18 protein-coding genes are annotated in these 19,946 nt (G+C 43.7%); 9 read left to right on the top strand and 9 right to left on the bottom strand.

Features of this window, described 5'->3' with window-relative positions:
- Window positions 1-24 precede the first annotated feature (24 nt).
- Entirely contained in the window at window positions 25-1,767 is a 1,743-nt protein-coding gene (locus MASE_RS11240) for a hypothetical protein (RefSeq protein ID WP_014949866.1), read from the top strand.
- Window positions 1,768-1,798: 31 nt separating this feature from the next.
- Here MASE_RS11240 and MASE_RS11235 read toward each other — a convergent pair whose 3' ends face one another.
- Genes MASE_RS11235 through MASE_RS11225 form a run of 3 tightly spaced genes read right to left on the bottom strand, consistent with a single transcriptional unit; the run spans window position 1,799 to window position 4,091 of the window.
- Entirely contained in the window at window positions 1,799-2,392 is a 594-nt protein-coding gene (locus MASE_RS11235) for a DUF1989 domain-containing protein (protein WP_014949865.1), read from the bottom strand.
- 27 nt (window positions 2,393-2,419) lie between these two features.
- Window positions 2,420-3,085: a guanitoxin biosynthesis heme-dependent pre-guanitoxin N-hydroxylase GntA gene (gntA, locus tag MASE_RS11230; RefSeq protein ID WP_014949864.1), complete on the bottom strand. Its 666-nt coding sequence runs from the start codon at window positions 3,083-3,085 to the stop codon at window positions 2,420-2,422.
- Window positions 3,086-3,107: 22 nt separating this feature from the next.
- Complete coding sequence (locus MASE_RS11225; RefSeq protein ID WP_014949863.1) at window positions 3,108-4,091, bottom strand: glycosyltransferase family 2 protein; 984 nt, start codon at window positions 4,089-4,091, stop codon at window positions 3,108-3,110.
- A gap of 555 nt (window positions 4,092-4,646) precedes the next feature.
- Here MASE_RS11225 and MASE_RS11220 point away from each other — a divergent pair.
- Window positions 4,647-5,195, top strand: a complete 549-nt coding sequence (locus MASE_RS11220) for a hypothetical protein (RefSeq protein WP_014949862.1) — start codon at window positions 4,647-4,649, stop codon at window positions 5,193-5,195.
- A 17-nt stretch (window positions 5,196-5,212) separates the two neighbouring features.
- Here the strand turns inward: MASE_RS11220 and MASE_RS11215 are convergent, their stop codons facing one another.
- Window positions 5,213-6,196, bottom strand: a complete 984-nt coding sequence (locus MASE_RS11215; RefSeq protein WP_014949861.1) for an endonuclease/exonuclease/phosphatase family protein — start codon at window positions 6,194-6,196, stop codon at window positions 5,213-5,215.
- 400 nt (window positions 6,197-6,596) lie between these two features.
- On the opposite strand from MASE_RS11215, the gene MASE_RS11210 reads away from it, so the two are divergent.
- Window positions 6,597-7,196, top strand: coding sequence for a BON domain-containing protein (locus MASE_RS11210; RefSeq protein ID WP_014949860.1), 600 nt, complete (start codon window positions 6,597-6,599; stop codon window positions 7,194-7,196).
- A 120-nt stretch (window positions 7,197-7,316) separates the two neighbouring features.
- Here the strand turns inward: MASE_RS11210 and MASE_RS11205 are convergent, their stop codons facing one another.
- Window positions 7,317-8,123 (bottom strand): TIGR03915 family putative DNA repair protein, encoded by an 807-nt coding sequence (locus MASE_RS11205; RefSeq protein WP_014949859.1) that lies wholly within the window; start codon window positions 8,121-8,123, stop codon window positions 7,317-7,319.
- Window positions 8,124-8,139: 16 nt separating this feature from the next.
- Window positions 8,140-9,381: a putative DNA modification/repair radical SAM protein gene (locus MASE_RS11200; RefSeq protein WP_014976821.1), complete on the bottom strand. Its 1,242-nt coding sequence runs from the start codon at window positions 9,379-9,381 to the stop codon at window positions 8,140-8,142.
- 464 nt (window positions 9,382-9,845) lie between these two features.
- On the opposite strand from MASE_RS11200, the gene MASE_RS11195 reads away from it, so the two are divergent.
- On the top strand, window positions 9,846-10,223 hold the full coding sequence (locus MASE_RS11195) for a hypothetical protein (protein WP_014949857.1): 378 nt from the start codon (window positions 9,846-9,848) through the stop codon (window positions 10,221-10,223).
- 77 nt (window positions 10,224-10,300) lie between these two features.
- On the opposite strand, the gene MASE_RS11190 is transcribed toward MASE_RS11195, so the two are convergent.
- The 3 genes from MASE_RS11190 to MASE_RS11180 form a co-directional block, all read right to left on the bottom strand.
- Window positions 10,301-11,209 (bottom strand): 5'-methylthioadenosine/S-adenosylhomocysteine nucleosidase, encoded by a 909-nt coding sequence (locus MASE_RS11190; protein ID WP_014949856.1) that lies wholly within the window; start codon window positions 11,207-11,209, stop codon window positions 10,301-10,303.
- 195 nt (window positions 11,210-11,404) lie between these two features.
- On the bottom strand, window positions 11,405-12,841 hold the full coding sequence (gene pyk, locus MASE_RS11185; protein ID WP_014949855.1) for a pyruvate kinase: 1,437 nt from the start codon (window positions 12,839-12,841) through the stop codon (window positions 11,405-11,407).
- Window positions 12,842-13,079: 238 nt separating this feature from the next.
- Window positions 13,080-13,931, bottom strand: a complete 852-nt coding sequence (locus MASE_RS11180; protein WP_014949854.1) for a MurR/RpiR family transcriptional regulator — start codon at window positions 13,929-13,931, stop codon at window positions 13,080-13,082.
- A 284-nt stretch (window positions 13,932-14,215) separates the two neighbouring features.
- Between MASE_RS11180 and zwf the strand changes: the two genes are divergently transcribed.
- From zwf to MASE_RS11155, 5 genes are read left to right on the top strand one after another with little or no spacing between them, the layout of a single operon-like run.
- Complete coding sequence (gene zwf, locus MASE_RS11175) at window positions 14,216-15,709, top strand: glucose-6-phosphate dehydrogenase (protein ID WP_014949853.1); 1,494 nt, start codon at window positions 14,216-14,218, stop codon at window positions 15,707-15,709.
- A 1-nt stretch (window position 15,710) separates the two neighbouring features.
- A complete protein-coding gene (gene pgl / locus MASE_RS11170) occupies window positions 15,711-16,403 on the top strand; it encodes a 6-phosphogluconolactonase (protein WP_014949852.1) in 693 nt (230 codons plus the stop codon).
- Window positions 16,404-16,412: 9 nt separating this feature from the next.
- Window positions 16,413-18,239, top strand: coding sequence for a phosphogluconate dehydratase (gene edd, locus MASE_RS11165; protein WP_014949851.1), 1,827 nt, complete (start codon window positions 16,413-16,415; stop codon window positions 18,237-18,239).
- Entirely contained in the window at window positions 18,239-19,192 is a 954-nt protein-coding gene (locus MASE_RS11160; RefSeq protein WP_014949850.1) for a glucokinase, read from the top strand. Before edd ends, MASE_RS11160 begins: the two co-directional genes overlap by 1 nt.
- Window positions 19,193-19,195: 3 nt before the next feature.
- The gene (locus tag MASE_RS11155; protein ID WP_014949849.1) at window positions 19,196-19,840 is read left to right on the top strand and encodes a bifunctional 4-hydroxy-2-oxoglutarate aldolase/2-dehydro-3-deoxy-phosphogluconate aldolase; all 645 of its coding nucleotides are present in this window, start codon (window positions 19,196-19,198) and stop codon (window positions 19,838-19,840) included.
- Window positions 19,841-19,946 lie beyond the last annotated feature (106 nt).

The raw sequence follows: 19,946 nt of genomic DNA, 5'->3' as shown, positions 1-19,946 counted from the left end.
CCGGATTTTTCCGTTGTGACGATTATGAAAATGTTAAAAATAACTTCAGGTGTAAGCATTCTGCTTTCACTACTTATCAGTGTAGGATGCACTGATAACACGGGTACTGACGTGAACAATCAGTCAAACTATGAGCAAAACTCAACAAGCTTTACAGTTGACACACAACTGCCTACTTCTACTCACGAAAAGACCGACAGCACCCACGCTTATCCTTATCGAGAAGGCGATGCTATTCCCGCTCTGGCATATATTGAACACGATGAAGTGTATAACCCTGAATCGGTTATTCCTCCCCAGTGTTACACCAAAACAGAAGGTGTTAACAACCCATGTTATGCATGCCACCAAAGTTACGATTCAATGGAAAAGCGTCCTAATCAAATGGGCGATGGTACGTTACAGGGCAACTACGAATTTTCTGACGTAGGGTTAACAAACAGCTGGAAAAACCTGTTTATTGACCGTACATCACTAATTGCGGGCATTGATGATGCCACGATTAAAAAATATATAGCGCAAGACAACTATACCGCTTCGCTTAACAATGACGCCATGCCAGACTACATGCGTATTGAAAATTTGAGCGCCGCTGACAAGGCATTTGATGGCGACGGTTTTGCTAAAGATGGCAGTGGATGGGTGTCGTATAATTACAAGCCTTTCCCAAGTACTTTTTGGCCGACTAACGGGTCAACCGGCGATGCTATGATCAGACTTCCTGAAAGCTTTCAAAGGCTAAATAGCAAGTATAATAAGGCTATCTATACATTGAACCTAAGCTTGGTTGAAATGGCACTTAAAGAGCTGGATACGTTAACTGTGGCGCCGGTCAACGAATTAGCGTTGAACCTTGACGTAAACCAAGACGGAAAACTTACCAATTCAGTGACTGAAATCGCTCGTTTGTCGCATTATGTTGGCGACGCAAGCGATGTTCCGCTAGCGCACATGCTTTACCCCGAAGGTACAGAATTCTTACATACCGTGCGCTACATTGGCGTGGATGAAAACGGGAATATTTATAACGCGCCGCGTATGAAGGAAGTGCGCTACATGAAAAAGCATATGTTCAGAAGCAGAGAAAGCTTAGCATCTGCCTATTATGCGGAAGCAAAAGATAAGCATTTTGAAAAGCTACCCCAAACCCGCTACCTAGGTGAAAAAGGGATAGACAACGGCTTTGGCTGGACAATTAATGGCTTCATTGAAAATGAGCAGGGCGAACTTCGTGCACAGCACGATCAAGAGCTTGCGTTTTGTAACGGCTGTCACAAAACAGTAGGGTCAACCTTCGACCAAACATTTTCATTTGCACGGAAAGTTCCCGGACAAGCAGGGTGGGGCTATATAGACCTGCGTGAAATTGAAGATGTGCCAAATATTAACGAGGAGAAAGGCGAGTTCCTTACTTATATGGAGCGCGTGGGCGGTGGCGATGAGTTCCGTCAAAACGGAGAAATGCTGGCCAAATGGTTTGATGAAAAAGGCATGGTCAAGGTGGAAGAAGTGCAACGTGCCAAGTCAGTGTACGACATCATTACTCCTTCACCAGAGCGCGCGTATGCGTTGAACAAAGCGTATTTGACCATAGTGAAAGAGCAAAGCTATTTGTTCGGTCGCGACGCAACGCTGACTAAGGCGACTAACGTGTTAAGCACTATTGATGCCGAACAGCCACCGCTTAAGCCTGAACATCGTTTCAAGTGGGATATGCGACTTAACTGGCAACAAGAAAAGCCAAGCGCCATTGCAGAAGCTCGGTAGCGCTTGTTTATTTAGAAGATAACGCTCGCGGCTAGATGTTAGCCGCGGGTAAAATTTCAAACTGAATCGGTTTGTAACGGAAGTTATTTGACTCGCCCGCTGAACACGCGGTTAACCCTACGATTAGATCCATCTTTGCTTCAAATATTGTGTAATCACCGGCATTAGACTTAGGAGGAAGAACAGATATTTTACCCTTGGCGTCTACCTCCACATTCATAAAGGTATTGAATGTGGTACAAACGTGATGCTCTGGGATGTCAAACTCTGAAAAAGCCGCGACTAAATTGCCGTGGCACCCAGGTACAGGCTCTTCATTGGGATAAAAATGCTTAAACGTGTCAACACTGCAAGGAGTCAAAAGAAAGTCATGGTCTTCTACAGTGTCTTCAATAATTTCGAGCATCACGTTACTTTGATTAGAGTATAGCAAGCTGCCTTTTTTGAATTGGATGCTTTCATTGTAATCTAAACTTCGTCCTGAAGAGATAAACTCATTTTTATCGTGTTCATTGAACGCATAGAGGTCGGCCACTTGTTCACCTTCTGGATCAATAACTTTAAGTCTTTCCCCTTTTTTCATAGTAAATGCAGTGCCGCTTCTTGGCTGTATAGTTTGTAACATTATGTGACTTGTCCCTTTTATTTAGGTTTAGTGCTTAATCCGCTTGAACGGGCATTCCCAGTTTTCGGAATGTTTTACACCACTATATTGATATACCTCTGAGCTATCACCATGATTTGCGAGTAGCTCATTTTTACTTCCGCAGTACGCGGTATCTCGTTTACGAATGTGGTCTTTGAATGCTTCAAAACGCTTCTGCTTTCTCAACATGTCAAATTGCTCGTGTAAATTAAACACGATGGCAGGGTAGGGAAATCGACGGCTTTTTCTTGATGCATTTGGATGCAGTCCAACTACAAAGAAACCCTTTCCGCCTAAACTCAAGCTAAACTGAGCGTTATGAGGGTCACTTGATACTTTACTATCCCAAGGTTTTAAACAGGCGTCAATCTCGTGTAAACGCTGCAATTTTTCCCATAAAACCCGATCAAATTCAGTTTCGCTTATCGTATCTGGAAGCTCAAAAGTTGCGACCAAAGAGGAGTACATGTCCCGTTCAAGATCAAACGACTCTACAAATTGGTGAATTGACGCCAACATATCTGTCTCGTTGAGAGGACAGCGAATATCGTCGTATTGATTCACATGAATTTGGCTTTTATTGAGGGCTGTTTTGGCTCCGACGCAGGGGAAATCGGCTTCCCCTACAAACGACAAAAAGCGCTCGGTTAGATTCGGTTTCAATAAAGACATTCCATATCTCCCTGAAAGCGTTTTATGCGGTCGTGCTTAAAAGGTCAGAGCCTTTCTCCGGCGAATGAAAAGACGTAAATTCAACATTGTTTTGGGCGTTGGTTACCGTTAATTGCTCAACCGGCGCGTCCGCCTTGTCTTCCTCTACCTGCTGGGGGAGGTGCTTGATCTTAATGCCGTTTTGCTTGAAGTCAGCATTAATAAAACCTTGGTCTGCATACGCGTTCAATACATTGACGCATGGGTAAAATCCCCACTTCGAGTGAAAACGCTGCGCATTATGAACAAAGTCTAAAAGGTGATTTATCGGGCATTGATAATTAGGGCGGTGTGGTGCAAATGTTCGCGTGGGCAGTTGCTCTAACGAAAACCCTAATGCTCTACAGTTAGTGAAGAAATCTTCGTCATTTAGTCCGAAACCCGCGTAGCCTTCATCGAAGCCGCCGGTTTTCTGAAAGTCTGCCTTACGAATAAAAAACACTGTAGAACAAATACTATCGTCACTAAACTTTCCATGATTAATTTCCTGATCTCTTGAAGGTATTTCGTTATTGTCGTCTTCGGGTAACGTGTCGTCATTACTTGCTAAATAACCGATTTCTTTTTCATCTTTTGAAATTTGTCGGTAGGGCTTACAACAGCGCTCGTTGGGTAAAAACACCACTGATGTGAACACTACGGTGTTGTCACGAAGCGCAAGCAAGCCATCTCTAAAAAGCGATGGGGCAATAACTGCGTCTACGTTTAGGTAAACTAAATTCGCGTGCTTGGCCGCTGACATACCCTTGTTGCGCGCTTTCGCTATCGGAAGAGCATCTTGAGTCACAAACTTGTGAACAATGTCGAATTTGTCACTGCGTACGAGTGACAAATCAGAAGGAGGTGCCATCCAAACAATGACTAGCTCATCTGGCGTTGGAGAGCATTGCTCTAACTGAGTAATCAAATTGGCCAGTTTCTCAGTTCTGCTCTTAACAATAGTTACTGCACTTATTGGTGAACGCATACTCTTCCTCCCTTTCTAATTTGTTGAACCTGTAATAACGACGACATGAAACGTTGAACGTTATACTTTCGTAGAAGCAAAGAGTGTTCCTGTTTTGTAAATTATTGATTTTTTGATAAAAAGTGTAATTTCAAGTTCTGTTTTTGAGTGTTTGCAGCAATGGTTGAGCGCCAAGGCAAGCAAGAGGTGCAAAGTGAGAGAAAAATTTACAAACGAATGTATGGAGGCCAACAGCAGTTTTTTATGTTAATTTTTGGTGGTCTGTTCTAATTTGCAGATTAACATGACGCTTCTTTTCATAAGTCTTGTTTTACTGTGCATCTAGCGCGTAATTGCTTTGCCGTTCCCACATATTTTGATATGCTTGGTTAGTAGGTTAAACATTACAATTCAATAGTTTAAATATTCCTACAAATATTGCTTAACACGTTTTCTTTCGAGTAGAACTAATCTCATATTATTGGTTTTTACTCACTCAGAGTGTAGGTAAATCTTCAGCCTTACTTGTAACGTATTAATTTCTGAATTTCGTATTTTTTCTGGTGGACAAAGGCTGTGGAATCACAATCGTCTGTATTTATTCGACACTATGACAAACAATCATTAAAGGTGGTTGATGTTATATCTGGTATCTCACCAAATGCTATGCGCAGAGTATTTGGCGGCTGGATATTTTTCGCAGCTGTTGTCGGCGTTATTGTAAGCGTAGCACCAGATTTGAGCGCTCAATTTATCGGTTTAACACTTTTCGTTCTTGTTGCTTTTACACTCGTAATGTTTGGACAGAGCAGAATAACGGAAGGCTGGCCAGCTATAATTTGTGACAACAACTACATCGGCGTGGTGAGAGACCCTGTTAAGAGAGAGTATATTTGTGTGAACTCTGCTCTGGTCAAAGAAGCTAACCCCACATTAATAAAACCCAACAAAAAAGCGGTTGAGATAGTGTTAGATAGCGAACAACTATCGGCAGAAGATCAAGAGGTGCTAAACCAAGCGGTTTGGCCTCGGGATAACAAGCTAATAGGGCTAGCCCATTTTAAAAAGCGTGAAGAGGCGTGTGATAGCCTCATGTGGTGTGTCAAACACCGTAGCTCTCATTAGATTTACAGTCTTGAGTATTACTCCTTGTCCGTGATTAGCGCTAGTTCGGTATAAAGCGGGTAGTGGTCTGAGCCTATGCTTTCAAGTTTCTCTATATTGACCAATGCAAAATGTTCCGAGTGAAATACGTGGTCTAACGGCCATTTCACTAAAGGATATTTCGCGTGAAATGTATTGAAAAAACCGCGCCCCTCTCGTGGGTCTAAAAGTCCGCTTATTTTCTTGAACTTTCTGGTAGTAGGTGACCAAGCTACATCGTTAAGATCGCCAGCGACGACAATAGGGCCCTCTGTTTCAGCTATTTCTTCCCCCACAACAGTAAGTTCTACGTCTCTGGGCTTTGCATACGTGTTTTCTGTTGGGCTTGGTGGTTTTGGATGAAGAAAATATAGCGTGACATCTTGTCCGTGGTGATTGATTTTAACTTTCATAGACGGCACATCTTCTTCTATTAGAAATCGCAATGAGACCTCTTCAAAGGGAAGCTTACTATAAAGATGCATACCGTAGAGGTTCTCGAGTGGGCAAAATTTACGATACGGGTATTCAGATTCAATTTCACTGATGCCTTTCTGCCACTTCTCATTAGATTCCAACGTTACGAGAAAATCAGGTTGCTTATTACGTACATGTTCAATGAGCTTGCGAAAATCGTCATTAGGCATATACACATTGCTTGATAAAACACTTAGCTTTTGGCTCGCACTCTCCACCTCGACGTGCCTAACTTCTCTTTTATACAGAGGGGTATAAGGAATGATCCAGATAACCTGATAAATAAGGCTAACTGTTAATCCAGCGACAATAATTACTGCTAGGCTATCTATCTGTGCGTAATAGGTTGATTCAAAAATATGCCCAGCAATTAACAAAGAAATGATAGCTGCTATTTGTAGTCGCGGAAATTCCCACACTCTTATTAACCAATGAGAAGAAGGAAGCAAAGGGGCCCAGCTTACGGCTATAAATAAGACTGAAACAGCAGTAAGTGCAGTATCCATGTCTAGTTGGTCCTTGAGTTTAATTAACGAAAAACACTCCACCTGTTGCTTCTGTCTGCAAAACTAAATTGATGACTATAGCTAGTGAAGCGACACAAATCGTTATAACTACGGCAGCTTTGTGAAATAAGTTTAACCTAAGTATCACTGCAACTTAGCGGCGGCCAACGACAAAAAGTTATCCCTTAGTACAATTGATAGGTGCTTTTGTTAAGTGAAGTTGACGAGTTTTGGGCATTAACAAAATTAAGTAAAAAGTTCTCAAACAAAGGCAAAGTTTGCAAAACAAAACTTACTTAACTAGCCCTGGATATTAATATTTATCATATAAAACAATGCCTTATTTTGTTGGCAAGGAATTGGCATGACTATCTACGAGTTTCGACAAAGGAGAAATGTTATGAAACGTTCACTTATTTCTATGATTGTTGCTACAACTTTGACTACAGCTGCATATGCAGGTGACATGGACACAGACAACAAATGGGAGAAAGGTGCCAAAGACGCATGGATTGATGGCAAAGCAGAAGCAACGCTGTTGTTCAATGGTAACCTTGATTCATTCGACATTAACACTGACGTTAAAAACGGTAATGTCGTTCTTACTGGTAAGGTTGAGAACTCTGTTGATAAAAAGCTAGCGGAAGAGCTAGTAGCGAATATTGATGGTGTAACGTCTGTAGACAACAAGCTAACGGTTGTCTCTGACAAAGATATGGAAGGCGACATGTCAGATGACATGGAAGATACTGTTGACGAAGGCACAAGCGAGTTAACTGACGCCAAAATCGCCACAGTAATCAAAACTCGTCTTCTTATGGATACCGATATTTCAGGTTTCGACATCGATGTTGACGTAGAAAACGGTGTAGTAACACTGACTGGCGACGTTGATTCTGATGCTGAGCGTGACCTAGCTGTGGAAATTGCCAAGAATGCGTCTGACGTAAAAGATGTTGAAAGCAACCTTCGTGTAGTTACTGAAACTGCGATGAACTAATATCATTGTTGCTTTACACAAAAAAGGGGCCTCGGCCCCTTTTTTCTGGTCACGTTTTACAGAGCTTTTCAAATCGCAATAAACAAAGGAAGCACAGCTGCTAATATTTGTCAGGAGGACTCATTCACCATTCTCCACCTTTTTTCCATTTAGTATCATCTTACGTGCTCTAGCATCCGAGTGGCGTATCATATCGTTAATAAGCGACGTCTCAGGCATATTCTTCCAGTATTTTTTTGGCATTGAACTTAACATTGCCTTTGTTTTTACGCGGGCAGGATTAAATATATTTGCATAATACGTAAGCCAGTATTTTTCAATTCTGTCATCATTTGGAATAATACTTGGGTCAGGATTATCTTCCAAAACAAGTGTTTTAGTATTCCAATGCGCAGCTCGATAAGGGGTAAGTATTGACCAACACATATTTTTAAAACGAGTCCGAAAAAAATCGAGCTTCAATTCCAAGCTGAAGTGTTCTGGTTCATACCACGCAATAAAATGCTCTTGTCCGTCAAGTACAACTTCTCGAAATCTCAAAAAAGCACTTATCTTATATGCATCGCGTTTTACTGCTTTAGCCAGCACGTTGAGACGCAACACATCTTCGTCAGTTTTTAAGTGAATAAGGTTTCTGTTTTCGAAAACTACTCGCCATAAAACGCGGTAACATAAAGCGAAACGATCGGGGGCTTGGTGGCATAACGCATACTTCAACAGCGTTAAAACTGATCTGGGAATTCTGAAATTCGTTTGGCTTTCACCAATAGCGTTGGCCGAATCGGTCACGGCAAACAAGTCGTCTTGGTTAGATTGCGAAGTTTGCCATGTAACGTTCTCCGGAGGTATGTGTTGGGCTAGACATTCTCTCGATGCTTTTCGCCATTCGTCGTATCCGGGCACTGATGAAATTGTTACTTTTTTCATTGTAGTACCAATTAGATTAGGCGCTGAACAATTCAAACTGTTTTGGTTGTTTAAATTGCTGTTCAAAGTTACTGCTATCGAGCAAATGGATAGCGGGGGAATAATCACTAACAGTAATGAACGGTTTTAATTTTTGTAAGGGTAAACGCATTTTTGTGAGATCGAACCAGCTAAGCTTTGTGTAACGTCGAATAGCCAAAATTTTTTGTACTGTGCGTGCTCCCAGTCCAGGAACTCGCAATAAAAGTAGCTTGTCAGCTTTGTTTAAATCGATGGGAAATATGTGGCGATTGCGTAGCGCCCACGCAAGCTTGGGGTCGTGCTCCATATCTAGCATGTCGTTGTGTACAATTTCATCTAAACCAAATCCATAAAAGCGCAGGAGCCAATCGGCCTGATAAAGTCGGTGTTCACGGATAAGTGGGGCTGGTTTAAGAGGCAAGACTTCAGACGCATCTGGGATGGGCGAAAATGCAGAATAGTAAACGCGCCGCAATTTTTGTTGACCATACAGTTTGACACTCGTGCCAAGGATAACTTTATCATTTGAGTCATCGGCTCCTATGATCATCTGAGTGGACTGTCCGCCAGGAGCAAAGCGAGGTGGGCGTTTACCCGAGTAGGTTTTATCTACTTTGTGTTCATTTATTTTGTCTTTCAATGTATTCATTGAACCGTGAATTTCACCAAGGTCTTTTTCCGGGGCGTATTTGTTCAACGAATTTTGTGTCGGCATTTCGATGTTTATACTTAGCCTATCGGCATATAAGCCAGCTTCAGCCTGTAGTTCAGGAGATGCATTCGGAATGGTCTTAAGATGAATGTATCCTTTAAATCCGTGATCAATGCGAAGAGACTTCGCGATGCGTACCATGCTCTCCATAGTCAGGTCAGGAGAGCCGACAATACCGGAACTTAAAAATAATCCCTCAATGTAGTTACGCTTATAAAAATTAAGCGTTAAATCAACCGTTTCTTTAACGGTAAAACGCGCTCGTTGAACGTTGCTAGACACCCTATTGATGCAGTAATGGCAATCGTATATGCAATAGTTGGTCATTAGGATCTTAAGTAATGATACGCATCGTCCATCAGGGGTAAAGCTGTGACATATCCCTGACCCTCCTGTGAGCGAACCTATTCCTGTTTTGTCAGTTTTACCTGCTTTTCGTTTACCGGCGGAGCCACTTGCGCAAGAAGCGTCATACTTAGCGGCATCTGAAAGAATTTCGAGTTTTTGAATGAGTTTGTCATGCATCGCAAATGGTCACTTTCTCTAGGCAAATGTACGTGGTAGACGGTCTGAAAAAAAACAAGATTCCATACCAGTACTTTGCTTGTTGTGGTATATCTTAATGCTGTATGAGTGTACAGTATTAAGGGGAGTGAGTTTATTAAATTTGAAAGGAAAATTTTATCTTGCTGTGTGTAGAAAGTACCTTATACAACTTTAGTATAAGTTTTGGGTTGGTCTAAATTACTGAAAAACAAAGATTAACTATATGGTGCGGAAGGTGCATATGGTTAAGTAGATATGAGTGAATTACTTGATGTATTGAATAGACGAAAGTATGTATTGTCAGGCAGAAAACATCTGCTGCAACGTGAAAGCTAGAAACTTAAAAAGTCGAATGACTCAATACATTGGTGATAAATAGTTTTAATTAAGTGGATTGTAGCGAGCTTATCGATACAAGTGCAAAATCGTTCAAGGAGTGGGGCATGAACTTTTTAAAGTGGGTTTATTCAGGCTTAGTGGTATCAGCAATCATTGTTATAGTCGGTGTAATTGGGCAAGGAAAGCTATCCGTAAGCCAAGCATCAGCTGATGACGAACAGCGCCCCGTTCACATGGATATTCAAAAAGTACAGCGCAACTTCTCATTGGTAGAATTTGATTTGTCGAAAAAGGCACATCTATTGAGAAAAACGCGTCTAGAGCACTACATTGCACAGGCTAAGCAAGCCGATTTAAGAGGTTGGAAATTTAAGCGTGATGAGTTTGTTGAGCGCGCCGAAAATATTCTAAATCATCATCTTACTCAATACGCGAATGATGTTAGTCAAGATGCGGAAACTTATACCGCTCAAGCAATCTAATACAAAGGTTATACATGAAAACGCGCCTTACATTTTTACAATGTAGGGCGCGTTTTTCGTTTGAGTGTTTTCCAATTTTATTCCGACAGCGCAGAAATATAAGCTCTTACCACTTTTTCAACAAAGGCCTGACAATCTTTGGCCGTGGTTGGGTCATATTCACCATGGTTGGTAATATTGTTCGACAATACGCGAATACCTAAAAAGGGAACGTGGTAGGCATGTGCAATCTGCGCTGCAGAAGCGGTTTCCATTTCTTCCACACTCGTTCCCATATTCTTATGGAGCCATGCTATTCGATCTAACTCGTTATTCCAAAAGTTACCGCTGCCAATCGTTCCTTTAACGACGTTCCCGCGTTTGTACTGCTTGGCTAGCGATAGAGCTAGGTTGATGAGCTGTTTGTCTCCTAAATAATAACGCAACTTTTCTGCGTCCTTAGCGCTACTTCCTTCTCCCGCGCTGCCTTCTGACGCCATAAGATCCATCGGTAGCCAATTAAACGGATGAGAACCTTCTCCTTGAGCCAGCTTAGGCGTTTTAAAATTGGATGCATTAATACTGCGTTCGCCAAGAACAATATCACCAACTTTTAAGGAAGGATCGTGGCCACCTGATGTTCCCTGATTGATGATAAGGCGAGGGTGGTATCTCTCTATGCCAATGGCGGTGGCGGCCGCTGTATTTTCTAAACCCTTACCGGTTTTAGCTACCACAATGGGATACCCGTCTAGTGTCCCTTTATAGAATACCGCATTACCTGAATACTCTGTTGTAGTGTTATCCAAAAGCGCAGCAAAGTATTCGGCTTCAATGGGCATGGGGCCTTGAATCATTATTGGCTGTAACGGAGCGTTCTGTGAAGCTACTTCTACACGCTTCATGGTGTGTACGTGCTGTGTATTTGCCCATACGCTATGAGTGAAAAGTGCCAAGAGCGTTATAATTGCTGAAAAACGTGTGTAGTGATTGAAAACGAGCTGCATGTCTATCCTTATTTTTGTCGTTGTTGTCCCGAGGAGTGTTAACGAATTCTCGTTGTTTTGTTGGATATGTTTTTTGTAATTTTGATACTGACTTAGTTGAGTGTTCTTATTATAAGCGTCAGCTTACCACTGCTTTAGTAAATTACAGGCAAAAAAAAGCGAAGCATTTGCTTCGCTTTAATAGTGTATACGTTGCTATTCGACTTCTACGATTTTAAGGGTATTGGTCGCGCCCACTTTTTCCATTTCATCGCCGTAAGTCAGGATGATACTGTCGCCGCTTTTCACTAACCCTTTCTCTTTAAGTGATGCAATGACATCGTACTTCAATTTGCCAGGTTCACTGTTTGAAGAGTCAAAGAAAACCGGCTTAACGCCGCGGCAAAGCGCCATCGTGTTAAGCGTTGATTCGTGACGAGACATCGCAATAATTGGCAGAGATGTAGTAATGCGAGACATTAACGTTGGTGTAGTTCCACTTTCAGTTAAACCTACAATCGCTTTAACACTTGGCAAGTGGTTCGCGGCGTAAACCGCAGACAGAGCAATTGACTCGCTAGTAGAAGAAAACTGCTGATCCATGCGGTGCTTGGAAATTTTAACGCTAGGATGTGTTTCCGCGCCTTCACAAACACGAGCCATAGCTGCAACTGTTTCAATAGGGAAATTACCCGCCGCTGTTTCAGCTGAAAGCATTACCGCGTCAGTGCCGTCTAGTACAGCGTTCGCAACGTCCATTACTTCTGCACGTGTAGGCATAGGGCTGTCAATCATCGACTCCATCATTTGCGTCGCGGTGATCACAACCTTGTTGAGCTGGCGAGAACGGGCAATCAGTTTCTTTTGAACACCAACAAGTTCCGCATCGCCAATTTCTACACCCAAGTCACCACGAGCAACCATTACCGCATCTGAAGCGCTGATGATATCCGTCATGGCTTCGTCAGACGCCACCGTTTCAGCACGCTCGACCTTTGCACAAATTTTTGCGTAGCAGCCAGCTGCTTCGGCAAGTTCTCGCGCGTAGTTCAAGTCTGCGCCGCTGCGAGGAAATGACACTGCAAGGTAATCAACACCAATTTTCGCGGCGGTTTTAATGTCTTCTTTGTCTTTTTCGGTAAGTGCATCTGCAGAAAGACCACCGCCTTGACGGTTAATGCCTTTATTGTTTGAAAGCTTGCCGCCTACTGTTACTTCAGTAATCACTTTGCGGCCTTCAACGCCTGTTACTCGAAGCTGAATACGACCGTCATCAAGAAGCAGAATATCGCCTGCTGATACATCATCAGGAAGCGCTTTGTAATCAATACCTACTTGATTAATATCACCTTCGTCGCGGCCTAATTCAGCGTCTAGAATGAATTTTGCGCCTACCTCTAAACGAACTGCACCTTCGGCAAAACGAGCAACACGGATTTTAGGGCCCTGAAGATCACCTAAAATCGCTACGTATTTACCTAGGTTCTTTGCTGCCTGACGAACGCGCTTTGCACGTTCAATGTGATCTTCGGCTTGTCCGTGTGAAAAGTTCATGCGCACAGTGTTTGCGCCTGCGGCAATAAGTGCCTGAATCTTTTCAAGTGAGTCGGTTGCAGGTCCTAGGGTGGCAAGAATTTTCGTTCTTCTGGTCATGTGATTCCGTCGCTGTTTCTAAGTTAGAAAAGACAAAGAGTGATAGGCTACGCGTTTATACGGTATGCCTGTAATCGCTTTACGTAATTTTATTACAGAATAATAGTTGAATTTGACAAAAATGTGAATGAATTAAACAAAAACGCCTAACTGGCTCGACCAGTTAGGCGTTTTAGCTGATTTATTGAACCAATTTTTCTACGGTAAGTGGTTCTTATTTGATCACGTGGGAAGAAAATTACTCACCACGCTTTTCATAACGTGAACCACGCAGCGTATCTTTTACTCGCTTCAGATTCTCTCTGAACTTGTTGCCGCGGCGCAGTGTAAAGCCGGTTGCCAGTACATCAATTAGCGTGAGCTGCGCGATGCGAGAGGCCATAGGCATATACATATCAGTATCTTCTGGCACTTCCAGCGATAACACGTAACTGCATTCTTGTGCCAGCGGGCTATCTGCTGAGGTAATTCCTACTACAGTAGCGTCGTTCATGCGGGCAATTTGCGCTATTTCTACTAAGCTTTTAGTTCGGCCCGTGTGGCTAATCAATACAACAACATCGCCATCTGAACAGTTCATGCAGCTCATGCGCTGCATCAGAATATCTTCAAAGTAGACCACTGGAACATTGAAGCGGAAAAACTTATTTAGTGCATCGTGTGCCACTGAAGCTGAAGCGCCTAGGCCGAAAAATGAAATTTTCTGTGCCTGTGTAAGTAAATCAACAACGCGATTTACCACGTTCACATCCACAGATTGGCGCGCCACTTCCAGGGACGCCATGGTCGACTCGAATATCTTATTGGTATATTCGTCTGGGCTGTCGTTTTCATCAACATGGCGGTTTACATAAGGCGTGCCGTTAGCCAGGCTCTGCGCTAAATGCAGTTTAAAGTCTGGGAAGCCTTTTGTATCAAGTCTTCGGCAGAAACGGTTTACGGTAGGCTCACTAACATCCGACATCTTAGCGAGGGTTGCTATACTCGAATGAATGGCCGTTTGTGGGTTAGCTAGAATTACTTCAGCTACCTTTTTCTCAGATTTACTGAATGCCGCTTGGTTTTGTGTGATTTTTTCTAAAATGTTCATACAGATATAGCAATTAGTTAGCACAATTTATTGTAAGGTACACCCGTAATAGTACCCAATGTGACGTCTGTGACAAGAAAAATGTAATTTTTTGACAATTTTTGTTATTTCAATCGGGTTAAATGAGGGTAAACTGAGGGAAACAGTAAAGATTCAGATCCTATAGTTGGTACAAGTTGTAATTTTACTACATTTGGTGTTAACTATACGGTAAAAATAGTCGTTAGTGTTGTAAATAACTGTACAATACGCCGCGGACACATACATTTAAAAGGTCGACGAATATGGTATTGGATAATTCCTACGAACCCTGTGATTTTGTACTTTTCGGTACACTGGGAGATCTTTCACGACGCAAGTTGTTGCCTTCTTTATATCAGCTTGAAAAAGCAAACTTGATGCACCCAGACACCACTATTGTGGGTGTTGCGCGTCAAGAAATGGAGCTGGATGCCTATATTGAAGAAGTTCATGCCAACCTAATCAAGTTTGGCGAGAAGAACTTGTGTGAAGCCACTTGGGAAAAAATGAAAGCGCGTTTGCACTATGCATGCGTAGACATGAAGGACGTTGAAAGCTATTGCGTATTAGACGACCACGTTGACCCAAGCCGCACCATGGTTTGTTATTTAGCGACGCCACCGGCGATATACGGTGATATCTGTCGTGGCCTGCATAGCTGCAAAATTATCGACTCAAGCGTTCGCGTTGTGCTAGAAAAGCCAATTGGTCACGATTTGGCATCGTCTAAAGTGATCAATGAGCAAGTTGCAGAATACTTCGACGAAAAGCAAATTTACCGCATTGACCATTACCTTGGTAAAGAGACAGTACTAAACCTAGTATCACTGCGTTTTGCCAATTCTATTTTTGCTACTAACTGGGACCACAACTGCATTGACCACGTTCAAATCTCAGTTGCAGAGTCAGTGGGTATTGAAGGGCGTTGGGGTTACTTTGACGACGCGGGTCAAATGCGAGATATGGTGCAAAACCACTTGCTACAAATTCTAAGCTTGGTAGCGATGGAGCCTCCGACAACGCTCGACGCTGACAGCATTCGTGACGAAAAATTGAAAGTGCTTAAAGCGCTTCGTCCGATTAACTCGTTTAATATTAATGACAGCACTGTACGCGGTCAGTATACCTCTGGTTTCGTGAAAGGCGAAGAAGTGCCTGGGTACCTTGAAGAAGAAGGTGCTAATACGCAAAGTAAAACCGAAACCTTTGTTGCTATTAAAGCGGAAATTGACAACTGGCGTTGGGCTGGTGTGCCGTTCTACCTACGCACAGGTAAGCGCATGCCAACTAAGGTGAGTGAAGTTGTTATTTACTTCAAGCGTCAGCCACACAACTTATTCGGTGACAGCTTCAAGAATCTTCCGCCTAACAAGCTGGTTATTCGTCTGCAGCCAGACGAAGGTGTAGAAATCACTGTAATGAACAAAGTGCCTGGCTTAACTAGCTCTGGTTCTATGGATCTACAAAAATCGAAGCTTAACTTAAGCTTCTCTGAAGCGTTTGCCGATGAGCGTATTCCTGACGCATACGAAAAACTCCTTCTTGAAGTTATGTTGGGTAATCAGGCGCTATTCGTTCGTCGTGACGAAATTGAACAAGCCTGGACATGGGTAGACTCAATTCTTGAAGCGTGGAAGCAATCGAGTGAGCCACCAGAACCGTATCAAGCAGGTACGTGGGGGCCGGTAGACTCTATAGGTCTTCTTGCTCGCGAAAATCGCAGCTGGTACGAAAGCAAAACAGGGAAGAAAAAGTAATATGGCGTTAACAACTCTATCATTCGAAACACCTGATGCATTGACTGACGCATTTGCGCAAGACTTAGTCAGCATTTTAAAAACAGGTATTAAAACTCGTGGTCGCGCATCGCTTGTAGTGAGTGGTGGTCGCACGCCGCTGGCGCTTTTCAAACAGCTAAGCGAAACCGATCTTGAGTGGGATAAGGTTGATATCACCCTTGCTGACGAGCGCTGGGTTGAAGAGGGCCACGAGGCCAGCAACACCAGCCTAGTCAAAAATAATCTAATTCAAAATAAAGCCGCAGCAGCTCGTTTTATCGAATTGAAAAGCGATGCTGATGATGCAAACGAAGGCGTAAATGCCGCAGAGTCAAATCTGGCTAGCATGTCACAACCTTTTGATGCATTGATTCTTGGCATGGGGGAAGATGGTCACACTGCATCGCTTTTCCCTTGCTCTGAACAAGTACTTGACGGCTTAGATATGAGCAGCGGCAGAACCTGCATCGCTGTTCAACCTACAACAGCACCTCATCAACGTATTTCATTAACGCTACCAGCGTTACTCAATAGCCGTAATATCTTTTTGCATTTAACAGGCGAGAAGAAAAAACAAGTCTTACTTGATGCTATTGAAAATGCCACCGAAGCGCAAAAGCCCATCACCGCCGTAGTTAACCGCGCGCCGGTTACTTTGATGTGGGCGCCATAGGAGACAAACATGAATCCAAAAATTGCTGAAGTTACGCAACGAATTATCGAGCGTAGTAAAGAAACGCGTAAGGCGTATCTAGAAAAAATTGAGAGTGCACGACGTCAAGGACCACACCGTGGTGTGTTGTCATGCGGTAACCTTGCTCACGGCTTTGCAGCATGTGGAACAAGCGAAAAATCAGATCTTCGTTCAATGACCAAAGCCAACGTGGCAATTGTGTCTGCGTATAACGATATGCTTTCAGCGCACCAGCCTTACGAGACGTATCCTGCGCTCATTAAGGATGCAGTGAAAGAGGTAGGCAGCGTAGCCCAGTTCGCAGGTGGCGTACCTGCTATGTGTGATGGTGTTACACAAGGCCAGTCTGGCATGGACTTAAGCCTAATGAGCCGTGATAACATTGCTCAGGGGGCTGCCATTGCGCTTTCTCACAACATGTTCGATAGCGCACTGATGCTAGGTATCTGCGACAAAATCGTTCCTGGGCTACTAATGGGCGCACTAACGTTTGGTCATTTGCCAACCGTTTTTGTGCCAGCCGGTCCAATGCCATCGGGTCTTCCAAACAAAGAAAAAGCCCGTGTTCGTCAAGAATTTGCCGAAGGTAAAGTAGGGCGTGACGCGTTGCTTGAAGCTGAATCTCAATCTTACCACTCTGCGGGTACCTGTACGTTCTATGGAACGGCAAACTCGAATCAGCTAGTGGTTGAAATGATGGGCTTGCACCTTCCGGGTTCGTCGTTTGTTAATCCGGGCACACCTTTGCGCGATGCGCTAACAAAAGCGGCTGCGGTTCAAGCAACACGCTTAACTGACCTTGGCGACAACTATACGCCAATTGGTCACATTGTAGATGCAAAAGCCATTGTGAACGGCCTTGTAGGTCTTCTTGCTACGGGTGGTTCTACTAACCACACCATGCACCTTATTGCGGTAGCTCGCGCTGCAGGTTACATCGTAAATTGGGACGACTTCTCAGATATCTCTAATGCTGTGCCTCTTCTTACTCGCATTTACCCGAATGGCTCAGCTGACATTAACCACTTTGTTGCAGCAGGTGGTATGTCATTGCTAATTAGACAGTTGCTTGATGCGGGTCTACTACATAACGATGTTAAGACCATTTGTGGTGAAGGCTTAGACTTCTACACTAAAGAGCCTGTGCTTAAAGACGGCGAATTAGAATGGCGAGACGGCCCGACTGAATCCCTTGATAAAGAAGTGCTAGCAACTGTTGACGCACCGTTTAAGCCAGATGGTGGTTTGAGTGTACTTGACGGCAATCTTGGTCGTGGCGTTATTAAAACCTCAGCACTTCGCACGCCTCACTGTAATATCAAAGCTCCAGCGGTTGTGTTTGAAGACCAGTTTGAACTCGATGACGCGTTTAAGTCTGGCAAGCTAGACAAAGACTGCATTGTAGTTGTTCGCTTCCAAGGTCCTTCAGCGATTGGTATGCCAGAACTTCACCGCTTAACGCCACCTCTTGGGGTGCTTCAAGATCGCGGCTTTAAAGTGGCGCTAGTTACTGACGGTCGTATGTCTGGTGCATCAGGTAAAGTTCCTGCAGCTATCCACGTGACTCCAGAAGCTTATAAAGGCGGTCTACTTGCTAAAGTGCAAGAGGGCGACATTATTGAGCTAAACACACAAACTGGTGCACTAACACTGCATGTGGACGATGAAACACTGGCTGCACGTGAAGCAGCGCCAGCGAACTTAGCTAAGCATCACGTTGGAATGGGACGTGAAATGTTTGCGGGTATGCGCGCTATTCTGACGGGTGCAGAAGAGGGTGCATGTTCACTGTTTTACACGCAGGAGCAAGCATAATGAGCCAGAAGTTTGTGGCTGATGTTGGCGGTACGAATATTCGTGTTGCAAGGGTAACCGAGTCAGGTGTAGCCGACATCAAAAAATACATGTGTAATGATTTCGCCAGCATCGACCTCGCTATCGCGCAGTACTTTAGCGACATGCCGGAATACAGCTTTTCGCAAGGTTGTATTGCAATTGCATGTCCAGTATTGGGCGATCAAGTCGAGATGACGAATCACAGCTGGGCATTTTCTCAAAATGCACTTCGCTCTCAGCTTAAACTAGACGCGTTGTTCGTTATCAATGACTTCACTGCCGTAGCGCACTCTTTGCCTGTATTGGGCGAAGAGCAAGTGGTACAAATTGGCGAAGGCACTGCGAAAGAAAATGGCAATATCGCTGTTTTTGGACCTGGTACAGGATTGGGTGTTGAGCATATTACAATGACCTCAACTGGCTGGCAGACGCTGGACGGTGAAGGTGGTCATGTAGACTTTGCACCGGTAGATGAAACCGATGTTGTCGTATGGCGTCACCTTCAATCTACCTTAGGACGTGCTTCTGCTGAAGAAGTAATGTCTGGACGCGGTCTGCATAATATTTACACCGCGCTAGCAAACCACGCATCAGCACCAGTTGTATTTACCGAGCCGGCTCAAATCACTGACGCTGCGCTGAACGGTACCTGTAAAATTGCTGAAGCGACGCTTACCCAATTCTGCCGAATTATGGGAAGCTTTGCGGGTAATTTAGCACTTAACATGGCAACCACGGGCGGCATTTTCATTGGTGGTGGCATTGCTAACCGTTTCCCTGAATTTATTCAAAATAGCGATTTTAGAGCGCGTTTTGAAGCGAAAGGGCAAATGAAGCACTACGTGAAAGACATTCCCACCTATTTAATTGCAGAACCTGATCATGGTTTATTGGGTGCGGCTGCATATCTGAATCAAAATACAGCGAGCTAAATTATGACAACGAAATGGAAATACTCTCCAGAGGAAATTTTTGCGGCCGGTCCAGTTGTACCTGTTTTGGTAATCAATGACGTAGAAAAAGCGGTTCCTCTGGCAAAAGCGCTGATGGAAGGTGGTATTAAAGTACTAGAAGTAACGCTACGTACCCCTGCTGCTATTGACGTGATTAAGCGAATTGCACAAGAAGTGCCTGACTCGCTAATTGGTGCTGGAACCGTGACTAACGCCCAGCAGCTTAAAGCGGTAGTTGAAGCTGGCGCTAAGTTCGCAATTAGCCCAGGTATGACGGCTGATTTGCTAAAAGCGGGTATGGATTCAGAAATTCCACTTATCCCTGGTATCTCTTCAACTTCTGATTTGATGAAGGGTAAAGATGCGGGTTATACCCACATGAAATTCTTCCCAGCAGAGGCTTCAGGTGGCGTTAAAGCCATTAAGTCAATCAGTGGTCCTTTCCCTGATGTGACGTTTTGCCCAACGGGTGGCATTGGCCCAAACAACTACAATGACTATTTAGCGCTTAACAACGTTAAATGTGTAGGTGGTTCGTGGCTTGCCCCTGACGACGCAATTGAATCAGGTGACTGGGCGCGTATTACGCAGCTAGCAAAAGAAGCTGTTGCGGGTGCTAAACAGTAATTTGCTGAACCTTTAAATGAAAAAACCTGCTCATTGGCAGGTTTTTTTATATCTCTTGATCGTGAACTGCGACTGTCTACCTTCCGAAGTGTCAGCGAAATTGCGC

Origin of the sequence: Alteromonas macleodii ATCC 27126, from assembly GCF_000172635.2 — a bacterium.
GTDB classification, from domain to species: domain Bacteria; phylum Pseudomonadota; class Gammaproteobacteria; order Enterobacterales; family Alteromonadaceae; genus Alteromonas; species Alteromonas macleodii.
This window is presented reverse-complemented; position numbering and strand designations above follow the sequence as displayed.